18 protein-coding genes are annotated in these 26,695 nt (G+C 62.9%); 13 read left to right on the top strand and 5 right to left on the bottom strand.

The window, feature by feature from the left end:
• Positions 1 to 642, top strand: a 642-nt coding sequence (locus FHR23_RS13235; protein ID WP_184004872.1) for an AAA-type ATPase lid domain-containing protein, incomplete at its 5' end; no start/stop codon positions are given.
• Positions 643 to 952: 310 nt separating this feature from the next.
• On the opposite strand, the gene FHR23_RS13230 is transcribed toward FHR23_RS13235, so the two are convergent.
• Both FHR23_RS13230 and FHR23_RS13225 read right to left on the bottom strand, forming a co-directional pair.
• Positions 953 to 2,293 (bottom strand): sensor histidine kinase, encoded by a 1,341-nt coding sequence (locus FHR23_RS13230; RefSeq protein WP_221227529.1) that lies wholly within the window; start codon positions 2,291 to 2,293, stop codon positions 953 to 955.
• A gap of 1 nt (position 2,294) precedes the next feature.
• Entirely contained in the window at positions 2,295 to 2,975 is a 681-nt protein-coding gene (locus tag FHR23_RS13225; protein ID WP_343043159.1) for a response regulator transcription factor, read from the bottom strand.
• A gap of 220 nt (positions 2,976 to 3,195) precedes the next feature.
• Between FHR23_RS13225 and FHR23_RS13220 the strand changes: the two genes are divergently transcribed.
• The 9 genes from FHR23_RS13220 to FHR23_RS13180 all read left to right on the top strand — a co-directional run bounded on the left by FHR23_RS13220 (position 3,196) and on the right by FHR23_RS13180 (position 16,067).
• A complete protein-coding gene (locus tag FHR23_RS13220) occupies positions 3,196 to 4,200 on the top strand; it encodes a YncE family protein (protein ID WP_184004866.1) in 1,005 nt (334 codons plus the stop codon).
• A gap of 149 nt (positions 4,201 to 4,349) precedes the next feature.
• Positions 4,350 to 6,926, top strand: coding sequence for a TonB-dependent receptor (locus FHR23_RS13215; protein WP_184004863.1), 2,577 nt, complete (start codon positions 4,350 to 4,352; stop codon positions 6,924 to 6,926).
• An 18-nt stretch (positions 6,927 to 6,944) separates the two neighbouring features.
• Positions 6,945 to 8,081 carry an alkaline phosphatase family protein gene (locus tag FHR23_RS13210; protein WP_184004861.1) on the top strand — a complete coding sequence of 379 codons (1,137 nt, stop codon included), beginning with the start codon at positions 6,945 to 6,947 and terminating at the stop codon, positions 8,079 to 8,081.
• A 530-nt stretch (positions 8,082 to 8,611) separates the two neighbouring features.
• Positions 8,612 to 9,286 (top strand): winged helix-turn-helix domain-containing protein, encoded by a 675-nt coding sequence (locus FHR23_RS13205; protein WP_184004858.1) that lies wholly within the window; start codon positions 8,612 to 8,614, stop codon positions 9,284 to 9,286.
• A complete protein-coding gene (locus FHR23_RS13200; RefSeq protein WP_184004855.1) occupies positions 9,283 to 10,290 on the top strand; it encodes a sensor histidine kinase in 1,008 nt (335 codons plus the stop codon). Before FHR23_RS13205 ends, FHR23_RS13200 begins: the two co-directional genes overlap by 4 nt.
• A gap of 44 nt (positions 10,291 to 10,334) precedes the next feature.
• Positions 10,335 to 11,429: an efflux RND transporter periplasmic adaptor subunit gene (locus tag FHR23_RS13195; protein ID WP_184004852.1), complete on the top strand. Its 1,095-nt coding sequence runs from the start codon at positions 10,335 to 10,337 to the stop codon at positions 11,427 to 11,429.
• Between the two features lie 3 nt (positions 11,430 to 11,432).
• The gene (locus FHR23_RS13190) at positions 11,433 to 14,513 is read left to right on the top strand and encodes a CusA/CzcA family heavy metal efflux RND transporter (protein ID WP_184004849.1); all 3,081 of its coding nucleotides are present in this window, start codon (positions 11,433 to 11,435) and stop codon (positions 14,511 to 14,513) included.
• Entirely contained in the window at positions 14,506 to 14,805 is a 300-nt protein-coding gene (locus FHR23_RS13185; protein WP_184004846.1) for a DUF3240 family protein, read from the top strand. Before FHR23_RS13190 ends, FHR23_RS13185 begins: the two co-directional genes overlap by 8 nt.
• Positions 14,802 to 16,067, top strand: a complete 1,266-nt coding sequence (locus FHR23_RS13180) for a TolC family protein (protein WP_343043157.1) — start codon at positions 14,802 to 14,804, stop codon at positions 16,065 to 16,067. The genes FHR23_RS13185 and FHR23_RS13180 overlap by 4 nt, the downstream gene beginning before the upstream one ends.
• Before the next feature lie 190 nt (positions 16,068 to 16,257).
• Here the strand turns inward: FHR23_RS13180 and FHR23_RS13175 are convergent, their stop codons facing one another.
• Both FHR23_RS13175 and FHR23_RS13170 read right to left on the bottom strand, forming a co-directional pair.
• Positions 16,258 to 18,414: an MGH1-like glycoside hydrolase domain-containing protein gene (locus tag FHR23_RS13175; protein WP_246359881.1), complete on the bottom strand. Its 2,157-nt coding sequence runs from the start codon at positions 18,412 to 18,414 to the stop codon at positions 16,258 to 16,260.
• A 102-nt stretch (positions 18,415 to 18,516) separates the two neighbouring features.
• Complete coding sequence (locus FHR23_RS13170) at positions 18,517 to 20,079, bottom strand: aldehyde dehydrogenase (NADP(+)) (RefSeq protein WP_184004843.1); 1,563 nt, start codon at positions 20,077 to 20,079, stop codon at positions 18,517 to 18,519.
• Positions 20,080 to 20,539: 460 nt separating this feature from the next.
• Here FHR23_RS13170 and FHR23_RS13165 point away from each other — a divergent pair, with 460 nt between their 5' ends.
• From FHR23_RS13165 to FHR23_RS13155, 3 genes are all read left to right on the top strand, one after another.
• Positions 20,540 to 21,613, top strand: coding sequence for a LacI family DNA-binding transcriptional regulator (locus tag FHR23_RS13165; protein ID WP_184004840.1), 1,074 nt, complete (start codon positions 20,540 to 20,542; stop codon positions 21,611 to 21,613).
• 141 nt (positions 21,614 to 21,754) lie between these two features.
• Positions 21,755 to 23,470, top strand: coding sequence for an IlvD/Edd family dehydratase (locus tag FHR23_RS13160; protein ID WP_246359891.1), 1,716 nt, complete (start codon positions 21,755 to 21,757; stop codon positions 23,468 to 23,470).
• Positions 23,470 to 25,152 (top strand): glycoside hydrolase family 43 protein, encoded by a 1,683-nt coding sequence (locus FHR23_RS13155; protein WP_184004832.1) that lies wholly within the window; start codon positions 23,470 to 23,472, stop codon positions 25,150 to 25,152. The genes FHR23_RS13160 and FHR23_RS13155 overlap by 1 nt, the downstream gene beginning before the upstream one ends.
• 80 nt (positions 25,153 to 25,232) lie before the next feature.
• Here the strand turns inward: FHR23_RS13155 and FHR23_RS13150 are convergent, their stop codons facing one another.
• Entirely contained in the window at positions 25,233 to 26,672 is a 1,440-nt protein-coding gene (locus FHR23_RS13150) for a sugar porter family MFS transporter (protein ID WP_184004829.1), read from the bottom strand.
• Between the last annotated feature and the right edge of the window lie 23 nt (positions 26,673 to 26,695).

Below are 26,695 nucleotides of genomic sequence, written 5' to 3'. Positions count from 1 at the left end.
GCGGCGAGCGACTTCCATCTGATTGCCGGCACCAACCGCGATCTCGCCCGCGCCGTTACCGAGGGAGTATTCCGCGAGGATTTGTTCGCGCGGCTAAACCTATGGACTTTCACGCTGCCGGGACTTGGTGAGCGCCGCGAGGATATCGAACCCAATCTCGATTACGAACTCGATCGTTTTGCCGAGCGCGAGGGCACACGCGTGACGTTCAACAAGGAAGCCCGCGAGCGCTACCTCGCTTTCGCCACCGCGCCGGACGCAAGCTGGGCCGGCAACTTCCGCGACCTTGCCGCCAGTGTCACGCGCATGGCAACGCTGAGCCCAAAGGGCCGCATCGACGTCGATTCCGTTCAGGCTGAAGTTTCGCGGCTGCGGCGTCTCTGGGTAACCGAGGGCGACTCCGAAGATGCCCTCGCCGCGGTGATGTCCGCGGAAGCGATTGATGATCTTGATCCGTTCGACCGCGTCCAACTGGCTCATGCGATCGACGTGTGCCGGCGCAGCCGGAGTCTTTCCGAAGCCGGAAGAAGTTTGTTTTCAGCGTCACTCAAGCGCCGCGCCTCGACGAACGACGCCGACCGCTTGCGTAAATATCTCACGCGCTTTGACTTGTCGTGGCAGCAGATCGCGGACATACGCTAATCTGACCGATTTTCCCTTATAGGGCCGCGCGCAGTCTTACGGGATTTTGGGTCAGCAACTGAGAACGCTGGCAACAACCACGGCTCGGACATCGCAACGCCTCCTCGACATCGCCATTGAATCAAGCCATCGCCGTCCGCGCAAGCAATTTAATGGGTCCTGAGCCTAGTCTATAGGCGATCATAACGAAAGGCCTGCTGCCTCCCCTTGATAATCGCATGATCGCCAGTTCATTCTGATCCACCAAACGACAAAGTTCTCCGACTGAACGAACGGCCGGTTTCAACGGTCGAGCGAAATGTCGGCAACGTCAGCTTAGTCGGTGCAAGGGGAATTGTAGTTCGGCACTCAAGCCAGGCCCATTGTCTGAGAGAACTAGCTTTCCACCGTGCATCTGCATTATGGCGGCTACCAGATTAAGGCCGAGTCCGTGCCCGTCGGTCACGCGCGCGCGATCGAGCCGGACGAAGCGACGCACGACGCGGGTAAGGTCGGCGTCGGGAACTCCCGGGCCGTTGTCGCAAACGCTGACTGAGACCCTGTCGTCGGCAGATACCAAGCCGACCTCGATCCGCGTATTTTCCGGCGTATGGTGAACCGCATTGTCGAGCAGGTTGCTAACCGCCTGCATGATGAGCTCCTTGTCGCCGAATATCCTGATATCGGCAGGCGCGTGCCACGTCAGCGAACGCCCGCTGTCCTCGACCGAAGGCGCGTGCATTTCGCATGCGATCCCGATCAATTCGCCGAGATTAAGCGATTGAAAGGCTGACCGTGAAGCGCCGGCTTCAATTTCCGTTATTCGCAGGATCGCATTGAACAACCCGAGCAGATCGTCGCTTTGCTGCATCGCGCTTTCCAATGCTTCCCGTAACCTGACCGGATCGGCAGGTCCCGCGAGCGCTGCCTCGATCCTGGCGCGCAGCCGTGCAAGCGGTGTACGCAGATCATGCGCGACGTCGCCGGAGACCTGCTGAAGATTCTCCAGCAATATGACGATCCGGTCGAGCATCGCATTCAACGCATTGTCGACCCGGTCAAATTCGTCGTCACGATCGGAATGGACGATCCGCCTGGAAAGGTCGCCTGCAGCAATCGCGCCTGCAGTTTCCGAGATCCGGTCGAGCCGTCTTTTAAGATGCCGTCCGAGCAGCGTCGCTCCGATCAGGCCGAGCAGGAGCACAAGACTGAATGCGCCTGTAAAAAGGAAGAGAATTGTCCGATCGAGCGCTTCCAGGCTCTCGGTGTCAATAGCGACGAGCAAGGAGTCGTGGCGATCGAGCGGCATCAAAAGGCCGCGGGCTTTATCGGGGCCTTCTTCGGGATCTTCGAATGTAAAGTTGCTGAAACCGACCGGCTGACGGCGCGCCGTCAGCGAGCCGGCCACGCGCCTATCGCCGTCGAAAAGCGCGTATAGGAAGCGGTTGTTGGGACTGGCTTGCCGGCGCGTCATCGCATCGATCACGTCATTGCGGCCGCCCTCTTTGAATTCGCGCTTCAGGACCCTCATCTCGGCGGACAGGTCTTCGTCCTGCTGCTGCTGAAAGGCTGCTTGTGCGGCGAAATAGACTCCGCTGCCAAGCGCCAGAATCGCAATCGCACATGCCGCCGTATAAAAAAAAGAAAGCCGATAGGCAGCGCTGCGGAGCAAGTTAGTCACGATGCCGCAATCGGTAACCGACGCCCTGAATCGTCTCGATCGGTTCGCTCGATCCGGCAGATTTCAGCTTCGTCCGAAGCCGGCTGATGTGACTATCGACGATATTGGTGCGGGGATCGTAGCGAATAGTCCATACCTGCTCCAGAAACATCGAGCGGGTTACCGTTCGGCCTGCATTTTCGGCGAGTACTGCAAGCAGATCGAATTCACGCGGCTGGAGATGAACGCGCTTGCTTCCGACACGGACCTGGCGACTGAGCATATCGATTTCGATATCGCCGATCAGGAAGTGGGTAGGCTTGCTTTCGAGTGGTGGCCGGCGATAAAGTGCGGAGAGCCGGGCCTGCAGTTCCTCGATCGCGAACGGCTTGACCAGATAGTCATCAGCGCCGGCCTCCAGACCTGCGACGCGGTCATTGATCGCGCCGAGCGCGGTCAGCATGATCACCGGGAAGCCGACATCGCGCCGCCGGATTTCGCGAAGTACATCGATTCCGCCAATATCGGGCAACATGCAATCGAGTATGCCGATGTCGAACATGGCATCGTCGGCCAGCTGAATGGCTTCGCTGCCGTTTTTGGCGATGGTGACACGATGTGACCGCGCGACAAGCGCATCGCGAAGCAGATCACTGGTCGCAGAGTCGTCTTCGACGACGAGAATACGCATCATAAGGGACCGATCCTCGAGCAGAATTGCGGGCGCCAGCGTTCTAGCTCGTGTCGGCCCTCGCGTCGGGTTATACTATCCCAATGTTTATGAACAACGAAGACACATGCCTGAAACAAGTGTTGAAACTTCCCAACCTTCCTTGGGATGGCGATGTTCGGGGTGATCGGCGGGTCGGCTTCCAATATGTTTTGCGGCTGTTGCAAACATCTGGAGCATTGTCATGTCGTTTCGTTCTATTGTCGCCTCAGGTCTGGCGGTAAGTCTTGCCACGATCCCGATCGCGCACGCCGCGCCGAGGATCGTCGCGCGCATCGCCGCCGCTGATGGCGGCTGGGATTATACCAAGGTCGATCCGGTTGGAGACCGGCTCTATGTGGCGCGATCGAACGACGTCACGGTCGTCGATCTGAAGGGGCAAAAGGCGCTGGCCGCGATCGGCCACATCGCGCATGGCCACGCCGTCGTTCCGATTCCGCATTCTTCGACGCTTCTTGTCACGAGCGGGAATGATGACAGTGTCCGGCTGATCGATGAAACCAACGGGAAGCAGGTCGCGCGGATCGCCGTAGGTTCCGATCCCGATGCCGCCTTTTATTCGCAAAGCCTGGGCCGTGCGGCAGTGATGAACGCCAAGTCCGGCACCATCTCGCTGATCGATGTGCCCACACACAAGGTGATGGCGACTATAACGCTGAAACCCGGACTTGAATATGCGGCCCAGGGGCCGGGAAGCAGCCTGTTCGTCAACAACGAGGACGAGAGCGAGCTCGAAACGGCAGACCTTTCGACAGCAAAGGCCGGCGCCGCGATTGCACTCCCCGGCTGCAAGTCGCCGTCCGGCCTGGCCTATGACAGCGCGAGCGGCATGCTCATCAGCGCGTGCGACAACGGCAAGGCCGCGATCATCGACGCACACAGCCGCAAGCTGGTCAAGCTGCTCGATATCGGAAGCGGGCCGGACGCGGTCATTCTCGATGCGGCCCGGCGCAAGGCCTATATACCCTGCGGCGATAGCGGCACGCTGTCGATCATCTCGATGACCGGCAAAGCGGGGCCGCATATCAGCGGGGTAATGAAAACCGAACGCGGCGCGCGGACCGGCGCGCTCGACCCGCGCACCGGGCTTCTCTACCTGCCCACGGCGCGCTTTGCGCCAGGCACGACCGGCCACCATGCACCACTGGTCCCCGGAAGCTTTCACATATTGGTCGTCAAGCCGTTCTGAGTAATAAAAACGTCATAACCGTTGAAAGGTCACAATAATCAACAATGATCTATTTCGAGTGGCATAGATGTAACAAAGTAAAACCATCGCTCCCCGCGAACAAGGCGCAGGTCAGACTGCTCCTCTATTCAGCATCAGGGAGCTAACACATGAAACTGAAAGCATTTATGCTGGCGTCGCCGGCGATCATCGCGATGGTTGCCGGCGGCACCGCGCACGCCCAGACCGCTTCGCCGACCCCGGGCTACAAGGACGGCAAGAAGGACATCGTCGTCACCGGAAACCGCGAGGATGCGACGGCGATCAAGAAAGACGCTCCGATCATTCTCGACATTCGCTCGCAGAAGGAAATCGCCTCGCTGCCGGACGTGAACGCCGCCGAAGCATTGCAGCGCCTTCCCGGCATTCAGATGGAATCGGACAGCGGAGAAGGGCGGTTCATCAATATCCGCGGCCTTGCCGCCGACCTCAACGCCACCACCTATGATGGCGTCCGTCTCACGCCATCCAATCCCGCCTCGCCGCAGGGCGGCAGCCGGGCGGTGGCTTTCGATGCTTTCCCCGCCGGCATTCTGGGCGGCCTTGAAGTCGCAAAGTCGGTAACACCGGCAATGGATGCCGAGGGCCTTGGCGGCACCGTCAACATTCTGCCTCGCGAGATCGATCCGCGTCAGAGCCTGCTGATCTCTGGCGGCGGCGCGCTGGGCGTCGAAACCCTGCGCAATTCGCGCCGTTATCAGGGCAACATAACGTTCGGGGCGGGCTTCGGCGGCACCACCGATTCGGGCGCGCATCATGTCAGCCTGACGCTGTCCTATGCCTATGACCAGGATCAGCGCGGCATCAACGACGTCGAAGCGGATTACATCAATGATCCGACCGCAGCGCCGGCGGGTACCGGCCCCTATGTAACGAGCAAGCTTTACGACGACCTGCAGCCGCGACTCTATGACTATCATCGGACGCGCCAGGGCGTTTCCGGCAGCCTGGTCTTTCGTCCTGACGATTCGACCAGGTTCTTCGTTCGCGGGCTGTATTCCGGCTATGTCGAGAATGCGTACAAGCACGAATATCAGCTCAACGGGCTTGCCGATGCGATCACCTCGATCAACAGCATGGGCGACGTTACCGGCAATGGCGTGACCGCCAAGCAGGTCGTGATTTCAACCCGCGAAGTGCTGGGCAACGATCTTATCGAGGCGGGTGGTCAGACCACGCTGGACAGCGGCGTCACCATCGACGGCAAGGTCGCCTACACCAACGGGCACGATGAATTCCCCTATTCGATGTATGGCGGGTGGAGCACGCCGAACACGTTCAGTGCAACGTACAACAACGTCGTCAACCCTGCCGTTCCCAGCTATCACACCAATGGCGGCGTCAATCTGAACGATCCGTCGATCTACACTTCTTTCGGCGGCGATAATCGTTTTTCCCATGTCGGCGACCATGAATGGTCCGGCACCCTCAATGTCGGCGTCCCGGTCGGCTTCGGCGAGGATGCCAAGATCCAGTTCGGCGCAAGCGCGCGGCTGCGCAAGCGCGTTAACCATCAGTATCAGGCCGATTTCATCGATCCCAATTCCAGCTATGCCGATTTCAGCCAGGGCGCTGATCAGATCTTTTACGGCGGCGCCTATAATATCGGCCCGACGCCGATCTATTCGAAGTTCGAGCAGATCGCCCAGGGCCCGCTCGTTGAGAACCTCGCAGCCTATTATAACGACAAGGAAAATATCTACGGCGGCTATCTACAGTATAGCGGCACGTTCGGTAAGCTTTCCGTCATCGGCGGCCTCCGGCTTGAGGCGACCCGGGCAACCTATCGCGTCGACCCCTCTCAGGCAGCCGGTTCGCCGACAGCGACGCACAATTACAGCGACCTGTTTCCCGACATCAGCCTGAGGTACAAGGCGTCGCCGGACTTCCTGCTGCGCGGTGCCTATTCGACGACGATTGCCCGGCCCGGCTTCAACCAGATTTCTGCAACGTCGTCGGTGAGCAATTCCAACGGCGTCTATGTCCTGTCGAGCGGGAATCCCGATCTTCAGCCCACGATCGGGCATAATTTCGATGCTGCGGCGGAATATTACACGCCGGGCGGCGGCGTGCTGTCTGCCACCTTCTTCTACGACCAGCTGAGCAACTACATCATTCCGACCATTCAGCGCGGCGCGACGAGCCCGCTGTTCCCGGCGGGCCAGACTGGCGAGATCGACGGCTTTCAAGATATCGGTTCCGCCCATGTCTATGGTGCCGAGCTTCAGCTGCGCCAGCAGTTCCTGTTCCTGCCCAGCTGGTGGAGCGGCTTCGGCTTCGACGGCAATATCACGTTGCTTCATTCACACGGCGCGATCCACCAGGACCCGAACACGCTGGCATTCTCTTACGGCACCCTGCCGCAGACCTCGAACTTCGCGTATAATGCGACGCTGTTCTACGAAAAGGGTCCGGTCGATGCGCATCTCAGCGGATCCTATGTTTCGAAGAACATCTTCGGCGTCGGTGATAACGCGGCGACCGACATCTACTCGCAGCCGCGCTTCCGGCTCGATGCCGATGTCGCGTACGCGTTCAGCAAGCAGCTGAGCGTCTTCGTATCGGCCAAGAACATCACCAACACCAAGCTGGCGTTCACCCAATCTTCGGACCCGCGCTACCCGATCCAGCGCGAATATTATCAGACCGACTACATGGCCGGTATCAAGTTTAATTTCGGTCACTAAGCAAAAGGAGAAGCGGGCATGGTGCGTCCGGCAAGCGTGATTTCGGGACTGTTCCTTGCGGCTGCGGCGGCGCTTTCGTCGCCGGCCGTCGCGGGGTCGGCAACGCCGCAACCGGTGCGCACCTTGCCGCGCTACAAACACATCTTCGTCATCGTCGAGGAGAATAAGGGCTTCAAACAGATCATGGATCATCCGGAATGGACCCCGGTGATCCACCGTCTGGCGAAGCAATATGGCCTTGCCAGTGAGTTTTACGGCGAGGTTCACGCGAGCGAGGGCAACTATGTCGCCATGCTCGGGGGCGATACCTTTGGTATCCACGACGATGACGCCTTTTATTGCAAGGCGGGGCTGAAGGATCCTTATTGCGAGGGTTCAGCGACGCCGGGCTATGCCGATCACAGCGTCGCCGCGCCCAGCCTGATGGATCAGCTCGCCGCGCACGGGATGCGCTGGAAAGCCTATATGGAGGATATCCCGGCCGCAGGTTCGCTTGCACCGCGCTGGCCGACGCCGCTCTATCCGGTCAAGGGAAAGCCCTATGAGCTGTATGCGGCAAAGCATAACGGCTTCGTCACCTTTCACTCGGTCAACAGCGAACCTTATGCCGAGCTAAAGTCGCAATTCGTCGGCTTCGATCAGCTCGACAAGGATCTCGCCGATGGTGACGTTCCCAATTACGCGCACATCATCCCCAACCAGTGCAACGAGATGCACGGCCGCGGCCCCGATGACGGACCCAATATTCCGGCCGATTGCAGCAATCAGAACATCCCGCAGCTGATCCATCGCGGCGATGCGGAGATCGGGATGCTGGTCGACAAGATCACCCATGCGAAATTCTGGCAGGGTCCGGACAACAGCGCGATCGTCATCACCTTTGACGAGAATAACAAGGAAGCCCGCAAGACCGGGGTTCAGGGCTGTTGCGGCTATGACCCGTCGAGCAAGGCCAATTTCGGCGGCGGGCACATCGTCACGATCGTCATCACCAATCACGGCCCGCGCCACGTCGTCGATCCGACGCCATACAACCATTATTCGCTGCTGCGGACGACAGAGGCCGCATTCGGCATCGACGAATATCTGGGGCACGCCGGCGACAGCGATAAGGGCGTTACGGTGATGACGCCGTTGTTCGCCAGGGGCAGCTGATGAGATTGCGCACGACTTCTGTCGTGAGAGTTGCGGCAGTTTCAGCGATTATGATTATTTGAAGCGGATATCCTGCTTCCGGCCCAATTCCAGCCTTTGATGCTCGACAGGGCGAATTCCAAAAGCGGACGAACCTCAATCGATAGCCTGACGGTCAAAAACAGCTCCAATTCTTTCGGGTGCGTCAGCTTCCTGAGATTGTTCCGCAATCCCCGCTAGCCGGGCGGATGCATCGCCCGCGACATCCCGACTAGGTGTCAGGGAGAGGCGGTTCGAGGGCAGCGGTTTAGCACGGATTCGGCGCACAGGTCGCACGCTTCCGTTCTCCGCAGTCCCCGATAATGGGCGACCGATGTGAGGGTTCTTTTGCGTATTGTTTGCCCCGATGTCTTAAATATCCCGCTGTGATACAAACGACGAACGGGAAAGGAATAGGGATTGCCGGTGCCCTTCTGGCTGGCATGCTGCGTCAGACTGTTGTCAGAGTCCTGGTGTAGGTCTTAACATTTCACCGATAGGGTACATCTGCCATGCGGGTCCTTGTTGTGGAAGATAATCAGCGGCTAGCGCGGCTGACCTGTGACGGGCTCGGCGCGGCTGGCTTCGCGGCCGATGCCGCGGGCGATCTGCAGGCGGCCGACGCCGCGCTCGCCGCCGCCAGTTTCGATGCGCTGGTGCTCGACCTCGGCCTTCCTGACGGCGACGGCCTCGCCTGGCTGCGCGAACGGCGGCAGGCGCGCTCGGTGCCGCCCGCACTGGTGCTGACCGCACGCGGCGCGCTGGAGGACCGGGTGGCGGGGCTAGATGCGGGGGCCGACGACTATCTGGTCAAGCCGTTCGAGGTTGCCGAAGTCGCCGCGCGGCTGCGCGCACTGCTGCGACGGCCGGGCGTTCGCAGTGACGTCGAACTGGTGATCGGACCGATCAGCTTCGACACCAACCGGCGCGAAGCGAAGGCGCATGGCGAGCGGCTTGAACTCGCGCGGCGCGAGGCCGACCTGCTCGAACTGCTGATGCGCAGGGCGGGGTCGGTGGTACGCCGCCAGACGATCGAGGATTCGCTCTATTCGTTCGACGCCGCGGTGACGCCCAACGCCGTCGAGGCGACGGTTTCGAGGCTGAGGCGCAAACTGGAACAGGCCGGGTGCGGCGACATGCTGCACACCGTGCGCGGCGTGGGCTATATGCTGGAGGAAAGGACATGAAGCACGAGCAACCGTCGCTCGAACATCGCCTGATCGCCCGGCTCGCGCTGGTAGGAGCGATCGGCGCCTTCGCGCTGCTGCTGTTCATCGCGATCGAATATGGGCTGACGTTTTCGGTGCTACTCGATCCGGATCAGCTTCCGGTCGTTACGCACGAGCTGACCGAGCATGTCGCGATCCCGATCCTGGTACTGATCGTGCCGATGACGCTCGCGGGCCGCTGGGTGATCCGCTCATCACTGCGTCCGCTCGAGGTACAGGCGCGTAACATCGACGAAGCTACGGAGAATGAGCGCGGCTTTCGCGTCGCCGTCGAGAGCCTGCCGCGTGAGGTCGTACCGTTCGCCGACGCGGTCAACGCGCTGCTCAACCGGATCGATACTGCTTCGCGCGAGCAGGAAGCGTTTGCCGCCGATGTCGCCCACGAACTGCGCACGCCGCTCAGCGTACTGGCGCTCGAGATCGAGCGACTCGATCACCCCGCGGCCGCGCGCCTGAAAGAAGATGTCGCGCGGATGCGTAGGCTGATCGAGCAATTGATGATCCTCGCCCAGCTGGACATCGACATGCCGCAGACTGCGGACGAACGCGTCGTGCTTGCCGACGTGGCGGAGGATGTCGCCAGCCTGATGGCACCGCTCGCCATTCGCCAAAACCGCAAGATCGCGGTCGAAGCGGAAGGCGAGGCATCGGTTACGGGCCGGCGCGAAGCGATTGCGGCAGCGGTGCGCAACCTCGTCGACAACGCCCTTCGCGTGACGCCGGAGGGCGGCACCGTCACGATCATCGTCGGCCCCGGTGCCCGCATCGCGGTGCGCGACGAAGGTCCCGGCCTCCTACCCGAAAAGCTCGACCAGCTTCGCCATCGCCACCGCCGCGCCGACCATGCCAGCAGCAGCGGCGCGGGGTTAGGCCTTGCAATCGTGTCGCGGATCGCGGCGTCGCATCACGCCAGTTTCACCACCCTTCCCACGCAGAGGTCGCTGCTCCTCGACTTTGCCTGACCGCCGTCAGCGTCCCGTCAGCTTCATGCGCTAGCACCCGATTCATGCGGGAACCGAAACGGCATTATCTGGCTTTCACGGCGGCGCTCCTGCTCGCCGGATGCGGCGGCGGGACCGATACTGCGCCGGCACCGGACAAGACGCCGTCGACACCGGCCGGGACGGTTCCGCTGTCGAACGAACAGGCAACCAAGCTCGGGCTGAAATGGGCAGTCGCCGAACGCGCCGACGAAGCGCCGATCGCGACGCTGCCCGCCACCATCGCGCCGCCGCCCAATGCGCGCGTCGCGGTGACCGCCACCTATCCCGGCATGGTCAAGCGAATCTATGTCGCCGAGGGCGATACGGTGAAGGCCGGACAGCTTCTCGCGACCGTCGCAAGCACCGACATTCTCTCCCACGGCGCCGACCTCGCCCGCGCCGAAGCACGGCTTCGCGTCGCGGGGGCATCGGCGTCGCGCCTTACCCAGCTTGCCCGCGAAGGCGTGATCGCCGGCGCGCGCGCCGACGAAGCGCAGGCGCAGCTTCGCCAGGCCCAGGCGGACGTCACCGAACAGCGCCGCATCCTGGCGATGACCGGCGCCGCGGGGCGCGACGGCACCTATCGCCTGACCGCGCCGATCGCGGGGCGCGTTGCGAAGGCGTCGGTCGAAACCGGCGACCGGATCGACCCGATGGAGGCGTCGTTCGTCGTGGACGCCGCGAGCCGCTACGAAATCCGCGCGCAGCTCCCGCAAAAGTTCATCGGCCAGATCCGCCCCGGCATGAGCGTCCGCGTCAAGGACGGCGTCGGCGGCACCGTCACCTCGGTCGGCAACGTCATCGACCCAGAAACGCGCGCGGCGCTGCTGAAGGCAAGCGTTCCCGGTGCGCCCGGCATCGTCAGCGGCGGCACGACGAGCGTCACCATCTATGGTCCCGCTCCCGACGGCGCGGTGATGGTGCCCGACGCGGCGGTAACGAACCTTGGCGACGGCGACATCGTCTTCGTCGCGGCAAAGGGCGGCGTCAGCACCCGCAGCGTCAGGCAGGGGCCAACTGTCGAAGGCCGCACGCTGATCCTTTCGGGGCTGAAGCCTGGCGAGAAGGTCGTGGCGAGCGGGACGAGCGAGCTGAAGGCGCTCGCACTGGCGCAATAGGCCGTGCTGAAGTCGCTTGTCGCCTGGGCGCTGTCCTATCGTGTGCTGATCCTCGCGCTCGCGCTCGCCGTCGCGGGGCTCGGCGCATGGGCGTTCAGCAAGCTGCCGATCGACGCCTATCCAGATATTTCGACGACGCAGGTGAAGATCATCCTGAAGGCGCCGGGCATGACGCCCGAAGAGGTCGAAACCCGCGTCATCACACCGATCGAGATGGAGATGCTGGGCATCCCCGATCAGTCTGTCCTGCGCTCGACCGCCAAATATGCGATCGCGGACATCACGATCGATTTCAAGGACAGCACCGACATCTACTGGGCGCGCCAGCAGGTCACCGAACGGCTGACAGGCGTGATGGGCGACCTGCCCGCATCGGTTCAGGGCGGGCTGGCACCGATTTCGACGCCCTTGTCCGAACTGTTCATGTTCACGATCGAAGGGCCGCAAAGCCTTCAGGAAAAGCGCACGCTGCTCGACTGGACGATCCGGCCCGCGCTGCGCACCGTGCCCGGTGTCGCCGACGTCAATTCGCTGGGCGGCTATGTCCGCACCTTCGAGGTGCGCCCCGATGCGCAGGCAATGGCGGCCGCGGGAATCAGCATCGCCGAGCTGCGCGACGCGATCGAGAGCGGCAACCGCAATGACGGCGCGGGACGGCTGCAGACCGGCGAGGAAGCCCTGATCGTGCGCGCGGTCGGCGCGATCAGCACGCTCGACGATCTGCGCGCGGTGGTGCTCAAATCCTCACCCGCCGGAATCCTGCGCGTCGGGGATGTGGCGAAAGTTCGCACCGGCAGCCTCACCCGCTATGGCGCGGTAACCGAGAAGGGCAAAAGCGAGACGGTCGAGGGGCTGGTCATCGCATTGCGCGGCGCCGATGCGCGCGCGGTCGTCGACGGGGTAAAGGCGCGGCTGGCGGAAGTTGAGCGCACGCTGCCTGCGGGCACGCATATCACGGTCTTCTACGATCGCTCCGACCTTGTCGAAAAGGCGGTCGGCACGGTCGAGGAAGCGCTGCTCGAGGCAACCGTGCTGGTCGTCATCCTGCTGATCCTGTTCCTCGGCGACTGGCGCGCGGCGGCGATCGTCGCGGTTACGCTGCCGATGGCGGCTCTCATCACCTTTCTGTTCATGCGCGGCATGGGGCTGTCGGCGAACCTGATGAGCCTTGGCGGACTCGCCATCGCAATCGGGATGCTGGTCGACGGCGCGGTGGTGGTGGTCGAGAATGTCGTCGAGCGGCTCAACCATCCCGAACATCACGACACGCCGCGGCTTCACCAGGTTTTCCAGGCGACGGCGGAAGTGATCGTCCCGGTCACGTCCGGCATCATCATCATTGCGCTGGTGTTCCTGCCGCTGCTCTCGCTTCAGGGGCTGGAGGGCAAGCTGTTCGCGCCGGTCGCGCTGACCATCGTCTTCGCGCTCGCCGGGTCGCTGCTGCTCGCGCTGACGCTGGTGCCGGTGCTGTCCTCGTTCGTGCTGCGTGCGCATGGCGGCAAGGAGCCGTGGATCATGCGCACAATCGGCCCGCGCTACGAGCGGCTGCTGAACGGCGCCTTTGCGCGCAAATCGCTGGTCTATGGCCTTGCCGGGGTCGGGCTGGCGCTGGCGGTGCTCGCTTATGGTTCGGTCGGCAAGACCTTCATGCCGACGATGAACGAGGGCACGATCGTGATGCAGCTCACCAAGCTACCGTCGATCGGGCTCGATCACTCGCTGGCCGGCGACATGGCGGCACAGCGTGCGGTGATGAAAGCGGTGCCCGAGATCGAGAATATCATCAGCCGTACCGGCTCGGACGAACTCGGCCTCGACCCGATGGGCCTCAACGAAACCGATACCTTTGTTGTGCTCAGGCCGCGCTCCGAATGGACCGGCACGATCGATGACATCGTCGCGCGGATGCGCGAGGCGATGAAGGACCTGCCAGGCATCGAGCCGAGCTTCACCCAGCCGATCGACATGCGCGTTTCGGAAATGCTCACCGGCGCGCGCGGCGACCTGGCGGTCAAGATCTTCGGGCCCGATCTCGACACGCTGTCGAGCCTTGCCGGGCGTATCCAGAAGACGCTGTCGGGGATCAAAGGCGCGGCCGAGGTGATGACCATGGCGAACGACCAGGTCGATTACATGCGCCTCGATATCGACCGCGCGGCGGCGGGCCGGGTCGGGATGCCGGTCGACCAGCTTCAGAACGCATTGCGGGCGCAGGTCGAGGGGCTGCACGCGGGCGTCGTGGCGGAGGGGCAGAAGCGTACTCCAATCGTCATCAAGGGGGACGAGGCGGTCCGCACCAACCCCGAACGCTTCGCCGATCTTCAGCTTCATACTCCCGCCGGGATGACCGCGCGCGCGAGCGACCTTGCGCGGATCGAGAAGGTCGAGGGGCCGGTGAAGCTCAGCCACGAAAACGGCTCGCGCTATGCGCTGGTGCAGGCGTTCGTCAGCGGCCGCGACCTTGTCGGCTATGTCGACGAGGCGAAGGCTGCGGTCGCGCAGCAGGTGCCGTTGCCGCCCGGCTACCGGCTCGTCTGGGGCGGCCAGTTCGAGAACCAGCAGCGCGCATCGGCGCGGCTGATGCTGGTGGTGCCGATCGCGCTGTTACTGATCTTCTTCGTGCTGCTCGCAACGCTGCGTTCACTGCGCGCATCGGTGCTGATCCTGCTCAACATCCCCTTCGCGATGGTCGGCGGCATCGTGTCGCTATGGCTGTCGGGCGAATATCTCTCGGTCCCCGCATCGGTTGGCTTCATCGCACTGCTCGGCATCGCAGTGCTTAACGGCCTCGTCCTCGTGTCCTATTTCCGCCAGCTTCGTGTCGAGGGCCATCCGATGACCGAGGCGGTGCGGCTGGGCGCGGGGCGGCGGCTGCGCCCGGTGCTGATGACTGCGACGATCACTGCCTTCGGTCTTGTGCCGCTACTCTTCGCCAGTGGGCCGGGCTCGGAAATCCAGCGCCCGCTAGCGGTAGTGGTGATCGGCGGCCTCGTCACCTCGACGCTGCTCACCCTCGTCCTGCTGCCGATCCTGTTCGAGCGCTTCGGCGAGGGGCGCGAGGAAAAGGAAGCACTCGATGGCTGAGCTTCGCCTCACACTTTACGCCGCCGCCTCGGACGAAGGCGCGCTGATCGACGCGCTGCGCGAGCCGGTCGAGGGCGCGATCCATGTCCGCAAGGAAACCGTCCATGGCCGCGATTTCAGCGATGCGAGCACCGCCGAGCGCGTGACCGGCAAACTCGACCGGATCGCGATCGAATTCATCTGCCCCGCCGAGCGGCTCGACTCGATCATCGCCGCGGCCAAGCAAAGCCGACGCAGCTATCCGGTGCGCTGGCTCGCCACCGAAATCCGGATGAGCGGGAGGCTGTCGTGAAGCCCAGCATGATGTTCGCCGCCTCGCTCTTCGCGCTCGCCACCCCGGCGACGGCGCAGGAGCGGCCCGATCTGCCGCCCGATCCGGTCGTCGCACGCGTGCTCGATACGCATCCTATGGTCGAAGCCGCGGGCGCCGATGTCGATGCAGCGCGTGCCGATGCGCGGATGCTGAAAAAAGGGCCGCACGAAGTGATACTGAGCGGCAGCTATATTCGCCGCTCGGTCGATCGTGAGGGTGACTTCGACGAGTTCGACGGAACGGTTTCGCGCGCCTTCCGCTTGCCCGGCAAGGCGCGGCTGGATCGTGAAGCCGGATCGCTCGGTATCGAGGAAGCGGACAATAACCGCGAAGATGCCCGGCACCAGACGGCGCTGATGCTGATGAACGCCTGGCACGACTGGCTGCTCGCCGGCGCGCTGGCGCGCAACGACATGGCGGCGGTCGCCAATTACGAACGACTACTCGGTGCGGTCGAGCGGCGGGTCGAACTGCGCGACGCCGCCCGGCTCGACGCCGAACAGGCGCGATCCGAACTCGCGCTGGCGAAGACGCGGCTGGCGAACAGCGAAAGCGACCTGCGCGCCGCGCGGGCAAGGCTGCGCGCGACCTTTCCCGATCTGCCGCTGCCAGACGCCCCGCTACCGCCGGCGACACCCGAACTTCCCCATGCCGGTCTCGACCGGCTGCACGACCTGGTGATCGAACGCTCGCACGAAATCCGCGCCGCCGAGTTTCGCGCCGACCGGTTCGACGTACTCGGACGGCGTGCCCTGCGCGACCGCACCGCCGATCCGTCGTTCGGGGTGCGGCTGTTCAGCGAACGCGGCGGGGCAGAGCGCGGCACGGGAGTGGTATTCTCGATGCCGCTGGGCGGCGGCTATCGCAGCGCCGCCGCCGACAAGGCCGTGGCCGAGGCGTCGCGCGCGCGGCTCGAACTGGTCAATACGCGGCGAGAGGTCATGGCAACCGCCGATGCCGACCTCAGCAACGCCGCCACCCGCTTCGCTGCGTGGCAGGCAAGTGCAGAGGCGGTGCGCGGCGCGGAAAGCGCGGCCAATCTTTCGCATCGCGGCTATGCAGGTGGTGTCACCGACCTGTCCGACCTGCTCTATATCGACCGCCAGGCGATCGCGGCGCGGCGCGAGGAAATCGCCGCGCGCATCGCGGCGCTGCGCGCGATCATGAAGCTGCGGGTCGATTCGCACGACATCTGGGCACCCGACGAAAAGCAGTCCGACGCAACGCCGCAGGGAAGCTAGCTGCATCAAGTCGAACCGGAAACAACTCTTCCCCATAGTCCTGGCGCCCACGCTTTCAGGTCGGGGGCGTCATTCCTAAAACGTAGCTGCGGCGACCGTCGGCGGTACAATGCTGATTTCGGAAAAAGCTTCTTTGTCGCACCGGTCACGCAGCTATGGCCTGATGCACTGCCCCGGACGGATGGCCGGTTCAGTCACCGACATAGCGATGGACCGGCGGTGCGGCATAGAGCTTCCATTCAAGCAGCCGAATGGCGCGGCCGTCCTTTGGTGCGGTCAGGCGGACGCGGAACTGCTGCGCCGTCACCGCTGTCCAGCGATCGGCATCGACTCCGTTGGCGATGGGACCGGCGGCATGCGTTGCCAGATCGCGCCAGCTGCCATGGTCGAGATACTGGATGGTATAGGCGGCAGGTGCGGCAAACTGCCTGCCGTCGTCGAGGAAATAGAGGCGGGAGGCGGCGATGCGTGTCGGCCTGCCGAAATCGAGCGCGTACCAGTCGGTCGCATGGGTGGAGCCCTGCGTTGTCCAGCCCTGCTGAATCTGCGGGAAGAACCACATGCGACCGTCGATGCTGTGGCCTAGCGCCGCAGCGTCACCGTCATTGACCGAGGCGGAAGGCTTTGGAAACTCCTGCCCGTTCAGGCGTACGGCAAGGTCGATGGTACGTGGTACCGGCGGCAGGGTGCGCTGACCGATGCGGGCTGTGAGGCGCGTCAGCGCGGGCGCATGGGCGACACGGCGGCCGTCGACAAAGAGCCGCAAGCCGGCACCGCGATGATAATGGCTGCCGTCGCGATCATAGACCACATCAATCAGGTGGCCGTGATAGGGAACATGCTCCAGCGCGAACCACGGCAGGGCGTTGGGGTCTTTCGGATCGCGCGGGACGAGCGGATTGACCTCCAGTACATCGTCGGCACGCGGACGGATGCCGACCAGCCCGGAAATGATCAGGTCGTCATAGGAGGAATGGTAGTAATGATGGCTGCGCGGCAGGCCGACAATGGGCTTGCCGGTGGCGGGGTCGTAATCCTCCTGAATGTCGGGCTTGCCGTCGACATAATGCAGGTCGGTATACTGGCTGAGCAGCGCGGCATAATCGGACCGGGTGATGACGTTTTGTTGCGTGGTGTTGAGCAGGTTGGCGAGGCCAATCAGCACCTGTGTCGTCTGAAACGGCCAGACGGGGCCGTTCCACTGGCATTCGCGCAGTCCTGTCGCCTGATCGTACCGATACTGGCGCATATAATATTGATAGCTGGGTTCGACGGTGCGCAGGCCGTATTTGCCGCGAAGCTGATCGGGCTTCAGCACATGCTCCCATGCGACGGCGTATTTGGGATCGCCGTCGGACAAGCGCATCGTCCACGGGGTGTAGCCGACCAGTTCGCGGCCGCGAATGGGTTCCCAGTAATGCACGAACTTATTGTCGACCTGATAGCGGTCGATGAAGTGATGGAGCGTCGGGCTCCACAGATCCTGCTCGACATGGGCTTTCAGGTCGGCGGCCTTGTCGGCATAGCGCCGCGCCGTCGCATCGTCCCCGGCAAGTGCTGCAAAGCGGCTGATCGCGCGGGCATTGGCGTACATATAGCTGTTGATCGAGGGGCGGAACGCCTGCCCGCCGGTAAAGCCGTCCTTGCCGCCGCTCGCGTCGATCGAGGAGATGGTATATTCGGTCGCATCGAGCAGCGGCTCGATCCAGTAGAGATGCTTTTTAAAGTCGTAATGGTCGTCCCACAGGCTGTACATCTGCTCCATCGAGGGCAGAAAGCGCGTGGCGAAACGGGCATCGCCGTCGACCAGATAGCGTTGCCAGGTGGCATCGGCGAGCGATTCGGAGAAATGCCGGTCATCGCCGCCGCCGGTCCAGATATAGCGGATCCAGTCGTTCAGATAGCTGCGGTCGCGCAGCCAGCGGCCGTCATAGATCGGGAAAATGGCGGAATCGTTGAGCGTCGAATAGGGTACGCGGTCCCAGCCGACCCTGGGCAGAAATTCGGTGAAAACGTCGCCATAGGCACCGACCGAGCGGATATGCGCGCGAAACACTTTCCAGCGGTAATAATAGATCTGGTTCAGCTTCGCGTCGGGGGAATCGAAAAACGGGATATTGTCCTGATACCAGGGCGCGTCATTGCCGAACCAGCGGCGCGCAATCGCGGTTTCGGGCAGGCGCGGCGCGGCGATAGATCCTGACGAGGCCGTGGCTTGCGGCGCAGATGCAGCGCGCGCTGCAAGCGGCTGCACCGGCAACAGGGCGGCCAGCCCGATGAGCAGCGAGGCGCGCAGCCCCCGCATATGATATCGCAACCACAACTTGCTGCGGCCCCTCATCGCCATGCCCTTCTCCCCATATCGTCATCCTGCCGATGCTGTCTTGTCTCTACGAAAAGGGCCGAAGCCGTCAGGCTCCGGCCCTGTTCCGGCGGCAGTGATCTCTGCTTATTCCTGTTCGCCGTCCACGGTACGCGGCAGGCCCAGCGGATTGCCGTGCTTGACCGGCTTGGGCAGCAGCGCGTCAGGCAGATCCTGATAGCAGACCGGGCGCAGGAAGCGCTCGATCGCCGCGGTGCCGACCGACGTCGTGCGCGGGTCGGAGGTGGCGGGGAACGGGCCGCCATGCACCATGGCATAGCTCACTTCGACACCCGTCGGCCAGCCATTGGCGAGGATACGGCCCGCCTTGCGCTCCATCAGCGGCAACAGCTTCGCGGCCTCTTCCTGATCGGCATCATCGAGTTGCAGGGTGATGGTAAGTTGTCCCTCCATCCCGGCGAGCACCTGACGGACTTCCTCGAAACTCTGACATTTGACGATGATCGATGCTGCGCCGAACACTTCATGCGCGAGTTCGGGATTGTCGATAAATGCCTTGCCGGTGGTGGTGAAGAGTGCTGCACGGCCCCGGTTGCAACCGGTTCCTTCCGCACCGCGCGCCAACGTTTCCACCGACGACTGCCCGGAAAGCAGCTCAACGCCCTTGTCGTAATTGGCATGGATACCGCTGGTCAACATGACCTGCGGCTGCGCTTCGACCAGCGCATCGGCGGCCGTCTGCGCAAAGGAATCAAGATCGGGGCTGTCGAGGCCGACGACCACGCCGGGATTGGTGCAGAACTGGCCCGATCCCATGGTCAGCGAACCGACATAAGCCTTGCCCATCGCCTCTCCGCGCGCGGCCAGCGCGGCGGGAAACAGCAGCACCGGGTTGATGCTCGACATTTCCGCATAGACCGGGATCGGTTCGGGGCGATTCTGCGCGATTTCCACCAGCGCCAGCCCGCCGCCGCGCGAACCGGTAAAGCCCACTGCCTTGATCCGGGGATCGCGTACCAGTGCCGCGCCCAGTTCGTTCGCCGGACCCTGAATCAGCGAGAAGACGCCTTCATGCAGGCCGCATTTCTTCACCGCCGCCTGAATGGCACGGCCGACCAGCACCGACGTGCCGGGATGCGCGGGATGGCCCTTGCACACCACCGGGCATCCGGCGGCGAAGGCCGACGCGGTATCACCGCCCGCCACCGAAAAGGCGAGCGGGAAGTTGGAGGCGCCGAATACCGCGACCGGCCCCACCGCAATCCGGCGCTGACGCAGGTCGGCGCGGGGCAGCGGCTTGCGATCGGGCATGGCATTGTCGACGACGACATTGGCCCAGCGCCCCTGCCGCAGCAGCTTTGCGAACAAACGAAGCTGGCCGCAGGTGCGGCCACGTTCGCCGGTCAGCCGCGCCTCGGGCAAACCGCTTTCGGCCATGGCGCGCTCGACCAGACCGTCGGTCGCCTCGATCTCGTCGGCAACGGTGTCGAGAAAGGTCGCGCGCGCTTCCGGGTCGAGGTCGCGAAAACTGTCGAACGCATCATCCGCCAGCGCGCAGGCCTGCGCCACATGCTCCACCGTCGATACCGCGAAATCGGTATCCAGCGCTTCGTTGGTCGCCGGATCGAATGCCTGAAACGTCTCGCCGCCGGATACTGCGTGCGAACCGATCAGAAAACTTCCGTCCATGTCTTTTTCTCCCGAATGGTGATCCGCCATCTGATTGCCCGTCGGGGCTTAATCAATGGCCTGAATAGCTGCCGAGGCCTCTAGCATTTTGTACGACAAGTGGCCAGCCTGATGGGTTGAAATATGCCTGACCGGACTGTCTCCATGCGCTCGCGCTGGAAAGCCCGAAACCTTCGGACAGTCGCCCCAGGCAGGATATTGGCCTCTGCAGTTCACGGAGCAGTCAAAACATAGTTGCCCCGGTTTCAGAGCAAAAATTCATATCCGTCCGAAATATCGTCAACTCAGTCAGTCAATCTTTTGATAGCGCTATCAGTTCCGGACTGCTGTTTCAAGGACGTGTTTAGGCGACAGTGAAAAACGAAAATTATTGAAAATACTGGACTGGATACGCCTGAATATTGCATTTGTCCGATTTACGCGTGCTTTTTCAAGCGCGCCCTGTAACAGGAGCGAATAGATGGCAACGACTCCCCACCGACCGAGGCGACGCAAGGGCGGGAGGCGTAACGGCGCCCCGACCATTGCCGATGTTGCCCGTCTGGCAGGGGTATCGGCGATGACCGTGTCACGCGTTATCAATGGCGAGGCGAATGTTCGTCCGGCCACGCGCGATATCGTGAAGGCAGCCGTCGAACAGCTGAATTATGCGCCGAATTCCGCCGCGCGTTCTCTGGCGGGCGCCGGTCAGCGGCGTATCGGCCTGCTCTACAGCAATCCCAGCGCCAGCTATCTCAGCGAATTTCTGGTCGGCAGCCTCGATCAGGCCAGCCGCAGCGATACCCAGTTGATCGTTGAAAAATGCGATCCCGACGATAGCGGCCTCGCGGTCGCCAGGCATCTGATCGACAGCGGTGTCGATGCATTGATCCTGCCCCCGCCGCTGAGCGATTTTCCGCCCCTGCTCGACCTGATCGAAGAGGAGGCCATTCCCTACGTCCTCGTCGGCAGTCTCCGTCCCGGTATCGACGTGGATACGGTCAGCATCGACGATTTCGCTGCGGCACGCTCCATGACTAATCATATTCTGTCGCTGGGGCACCGCCGGATCGCGTTTATTCAGGGCAACCCCCTGCTCAGCGTCAGCAAGCAGCGGCTGAACGGATATCTGGCCGCGCTGGAGGAAGCCGGAGTATCGCATGACCCGGAACTCGTCGTTCCGGGACTGTTTACCTATCGTTCGGGACTGGATGCGGCGGAAAAGCTGCTGGGTTCGGATAATCCGCCATCGGCGATCTTCGCCAGCAATGACGACATGGCGGCGGCCACCGTCGCGGTGGCGCATCGGCGCGGTCTCGATGTTCCGGGCGACCTGACGGTCTGCGGCTTCGACGATACCACGCTTGCCACCGCGATCTGGCCGGAACTGACGACAATCCGTCAGCCGATTGCCAATATGGCCCGCTCCGCGATCGAACTGCTCGTCACCCGCATGAAGAGCAAGCGCACCGACGAAGCGAAAAAAGTCGATCTGGAATTCACGCTGATCCGGCGTCAGTCGGATGCGGCACCGCGTCGGCGTCCCCCTTCCTGACTTGCTTCATACCGGGTTGCGCGACTATCATTGATAGCGCTCACACCCCTGAGAGGGTGCAATCAGGAGAAGATCGTGCCGCGTCAGCCCGCAAAACCCTTCCGTTCCCGCGACTGGTTCGCCGCACCGGGGCGTTCCGACATGACGGCGCTCTATCTCGAACGCTTCATGAATTACGGCCTGACTCCGGACGAATTACGCTCCGGCCGGCCGATCATCGGTATCGCGCAATCGGGCAGCGACCTGTCGCCGTGCAACCGTATCCATGTCGATCTGGCGCAGCGTGTGCGCGAGGGTATCCGCGATGCGGGCGGCGTCGCGATGGAATTTCCCGTCGTCCCGATCTTTGAGAATTGCCGTCGTCCGACCGCCGCGCTGGACCGCAACCTTGCCTATATGGCGCTGGTCGAAACGCTTTACGGCTATCCCATCGATGCGGTGGTGCTGACCACCGGCTGCGACAAGACCACGCCGTCGCAGCTCATGGCGGCATCCACCGTCGATATTCCCGCCATCGTCCTGTCCGGCGGGCCGATGCTCGACGGCTGGCATGAGGGCGAGCTGGTCGGCTCCGGCACCGTCATCTGGCGGTCGCGCCGCAAGCTGGCGGCGGGCGAGATTACCGAGGAGGAATTTCTCGACCGCGCGACCGACAGCGCACCGTCCGCCGGACATTGCAACACCATGGGTACCGCCTCGACGATGAATGCGGTGGCCGAGGCGCTGGGCATGTCGCTGCCCGGCTGCTCCGCCATTCCGGCGCCCTATCGCGAGCGCGGCCAGATGGCATATGAAACCGGCAAGCGCATCGTCGACATGGCCTATGAGGATTTGCGCCCGTCGAAAATCCTGACGCGGGAGGCTTTTCTCAACGCCATCCGCCTCGTCAGCGCGGTCGGCGGATCGTCCAACGCGCAGCCGCATATCATGGCGATGGCGCAACATGCCGGGGTCGCATTGAGCGCCGGGGACTGGACCGAATTCGGCTATGACATCCCGCTGATCCTGAACATGCAGCCAGCGGGAAAATATCTGGGTGAGCGCTTCCACCGCGCGGGCGGGGTGCCCGCAATCCTCCACGAACTGGCGATTGCTGGCAAGCTCGATACCGATTGTCTGACCGTTACCGGCACCAGCGTCGGGGAGAATATCAAGGGCCGCCAGACAAAGGATCGGGAGATGATCCGCACGGTTGCCGAACCGATGCTGGAACGCGCGGGCTATCTGGTTCTGCGCGGCAATCTGTTCGATTTCGGCATTTTGAAGACATCGGTGATCTCCGATGATTTCCGTCGCCGCTATCTGTCGAAACCGGGTTCGGAAAATATCTTCGAAGCCAAAGCGGTCGTGTTCGACGGCTCCGACGATTATCACCACCGCATCAACGACCCTGCGCTCGACATCGACGAAAACACCATATTGGTAATTCGCGGGGCCGGGCCGATCGGCTGGCCGGGATCTGCCGAAGTCGTCAATATGCAGCCCCCGGACGCGCTGATCCGCGCCGGGATCGAGACGCTGCCGACGCTTGGGGACGGACGGCAATCGGGCACGTCCGACAGTCCCTCGATCCTCAACGTCTCACCGGAAAGCGCGGTCGGCGGCGGCCTTGGCTGGCTGCGCGACGGCGACATCATCCGCATCGACCTGAACGCCGGCACCTGCAACGCACTGGTGGAAAAGGCTGAAATCGAACGACGACAACAAGAGGACGGTATTCCAGCCTATCCCGAAAGCCACACGCCATGGGAAGAACTGTATCGCGAAAAAACCGGCCAGCTCGAACAGGGCGGTGTGCTTGATTTCGCGGTCAAATATCGTGGGGTCGCGGCAAAGACGCCGCGGCATAACCACTGATGCTGCGCACAGCTATCGCAGCCGCCGCATTGCTCGCCACGGGCGCGGCATCGGCCACCGCCACCGGCCCGGTCGCAAGCTTCGACTGGTTTTCCTATCGGGGTTCCGACCCCATTGACCGCATCGTGAAACCGGGGCCGGACCAGTATCGCAACCCGATCCTGCAGGGCTTCTATCCGGATCCGTCGGTACTGCGCGTCGGCAAGGATTTTTATCTGGTCAACTCGACCTTCGCCTATTTCCCCGGGCTGCCGATCTTTCACAGCACCGATCTCGTTTCCTGGACGCAGATCGGCAATGCGATCGACCGGCCGTCGCAGATGAATTTCGGCAAGATCGGCATTTCGCGCGGCATTTTCGCGCCCGATCTCAGCTATCATGACGGCACCTATTATCTGGCGGGCACCTGCGTCGATTGCGGCGGCAATTTCGTCATGACCGCAAAGAATCCGGCGGGACCATGGTCCGACCCGGTATGGAACAAGATCGACGGCATCGATCCGTCGCTGTTCTTCGACACCGACGGCAGCGCATGGATTCTCAACAACGGCGCGCCACCGGAAAAGCCGCGCTATGAGGGCCATCGCGCCATCTGGATTCAGCGTATCGACCTGAAAACGCTTCAGCCCTTCGGCCCGCGCACCGTGCTGATCGACGGCGGCGTGCACCCGGCCGAAAAGCCGATCTGGACCGAAGGCCCGCACATCTACATGCATGACGGCTGGTATTATCTCTCCACTGCGGAGGGCGGCACGGCGGTCAACCATTCGCAGACCATCTGGCGCAGCAAGAAGGTCGACGGCCCCTATGTCGCCGGGCCGAACAACCCCATCCTGACGCAACGCGACCTGCCGCCCGACCGGCCCCATCCGATCACCTCGGCGGGCCATGCCGATATGGTCACGACGCCGAAGGGACAGTGGTGGGCGACCTTCCTCGCCACCCGACCCTATCAGGGGGACGACTATAATATCGGGCGGGAAACCTTTCTGCTGCCGGTGACGTGGAAAGACGGCTGGCCGACCATCCTGCCACCCAGGACCCCGATCCCCTGGGTGCACAAACGGCCCGACCTGCCCAAGGCGCCGGCGCCTGCACTGCCGACCAACGGGGCGTTTTGCTATCGCGACGATTTCGACGGCACCAAGCTGGCGATGCAATGGCTGAAGATCCGCACGCCGCACAGCGACTGGAGCAGCGTTGCCGACGGCACGCTGCGCCTGATCGCCCGTCCCGATCCAATCGGCGGCGACGGTCAGCCCAGCTATGTCGGGCGGCGGTTGCAGCATCATCATGCGGTCATCACTACGAAGCTGCATTTCATGCCCGCCCATATCGGCGACCGCGCCGGACTGGCGATCCTGCAATCGGGCACGCATTTCTTTACCATCGGCCTGACGCGCACTGCCGATGGCTATGCCGTCCAGGTGCGTCGCCGTGCGGGTGACAAAGACCCGGCGACGGGAACGCTGGTGGCATCCGCGCCCGTCCCCCTCAACCAAGGGTCGGACATCGAACTGCGCGTGATGCCCGACGCCGCGACGATCCGCTTTGCCTATGCGCTGCGTCCCGGTCAGTGGCACATGCTCGGCAAGGCGCAGGACGCGACGATCCTCAGCACCCATGTCGCGGGCGGCTTCGTCGGATCGACCGTCGGCCCCTTCGCCTACGCCGCCGAATAACCGACAGACAGCAGCGGATATGAAAAAGGGCGGGTGCCGATAATCGGCCCCGCCCTTTTTTGTGCGAAGGAGGAAGGGGCTTACCCTTCCATATCCTCCAGTTCGCGACCGCGGGTTTCGTGCACCATCGCCTTCACGAAGAAGAAGGAGATGAACGCCGCAGCGGCATAGAGGCCATAGGTGACCGGCAGGCCGACCCCTGCCGCCATCGCCGGGAAGCTGACGCTGATCGCGAAATTAGCACCCCATTGCGCAAAGCCCGAAACGGCAAGGCCGGAACCGCGAATCTGGTTGGGGAACATCTCGCCCAGCATCACCCACATCACCGGCCCCCAGCTTACGTTGAAGAAGATGACATAGAGATTGGCCGCGATCAGTGCGATCAGGCCGTTCTGATCGGACAGGTGCAGCGTGCCGTCCGTGAACGTGCCGGTGGAGAACATGATCGCCACGACCGCAAGCGTCACCGTCATCCCCGCCGAACCGATGAGCAGCAGCGGCTTGCGACCGATCTTGTCGATCGTGAACACCGTGACGATACACGCCAGGATCGAGAGCGAGCCTGACAGGATGTTGATGAGCAGCGAGTCGCTCTCACTGAAGCCCACCGACTGCCACAGCACCGACCCGTAATAAAAGACGATGTTGATGCCGACAAATTGTTGCAGCATGGCAATGCCGATCCCGGCCCAGACGATCTTGCGCACCCGTCCGGTCTGCTTGTCCAGCAGATCGGAAAGCCGGGGGCGATGATGGTCACCGGCAAGCGAAGAACGGATCTCGGCCGCCTTCACCTTGGCTGCTGCCGGGCCGAGAATGCGCGCCAGCACCGATTCCGCCTCGGCATCGCGGCCGCGCATCACCAGAAAACGCGGGCTGTCGGGAATGAGCAGCAGCGTCAGCAGATAGATACCCGCCGGCAACACCTGCGCCCAGAACATCCAGCGCCAGGCCGGATAGCCCAGCCAGAAGGTCGCGGTCGAATGCCCTGCCGTGTTCGCCAGCCAGTAATTGACCACGAACGCGCCGGTCAGGCCGCTGATGATCATGATCTGCTGGATACTCGCCAGACGACCGCGCACCGCGGCCGGTGTCACTTCACTGATATAGACGGGGGCCAGCACGCTGGCCGCACCCACCGCCAGACCTGCGACGAAACGCGAGCCGATGAATACCCAGTCGGTCGGCGCCGCACCGGCAACAAGGGCGCTGAGCACGAAGGTAAATGCCGACAGCATCATGACGTTGCGGCGACCCATCGTATCGGCCAGCCGTCCCGCCAGAAACGCTCCGATCGCACAACCGGGCAACAAGGCCGCCACGGCAAAGCCGAGCCACCAGTCGCTCAGGTCGAAGGCGGCCTTCAACCCGTCCTGCGTCCCGTTGATGACGCCGGAATCATAGCCGAACATGAACCCGCCGATCGTCGCCACGATTACGATCAGCGCGATCAGACCCTTGTTCAGTTCTTCGGCAACCGGCTGGCCGTCGGAAAATCCGGCCTGCGCTTCACCATCCATACTAACACCCTTCCCCTAAAAGA

This window comes from Stakelama sediminis (assembly GCF_014199335.1).
GTDB classification, from domain to species: Bacteria; Pseudomonadota; Alphaproteobacteria; order Sphingomonadales; family Sphingomonadaceae; genus Sphingomonas; species Sphingomonas sediminis.
The sequence above is the reverse complement of the archived record's forward strand: the minus strand, read 5'-3'. Positions and strand labels throughout refer to the sequence as shown.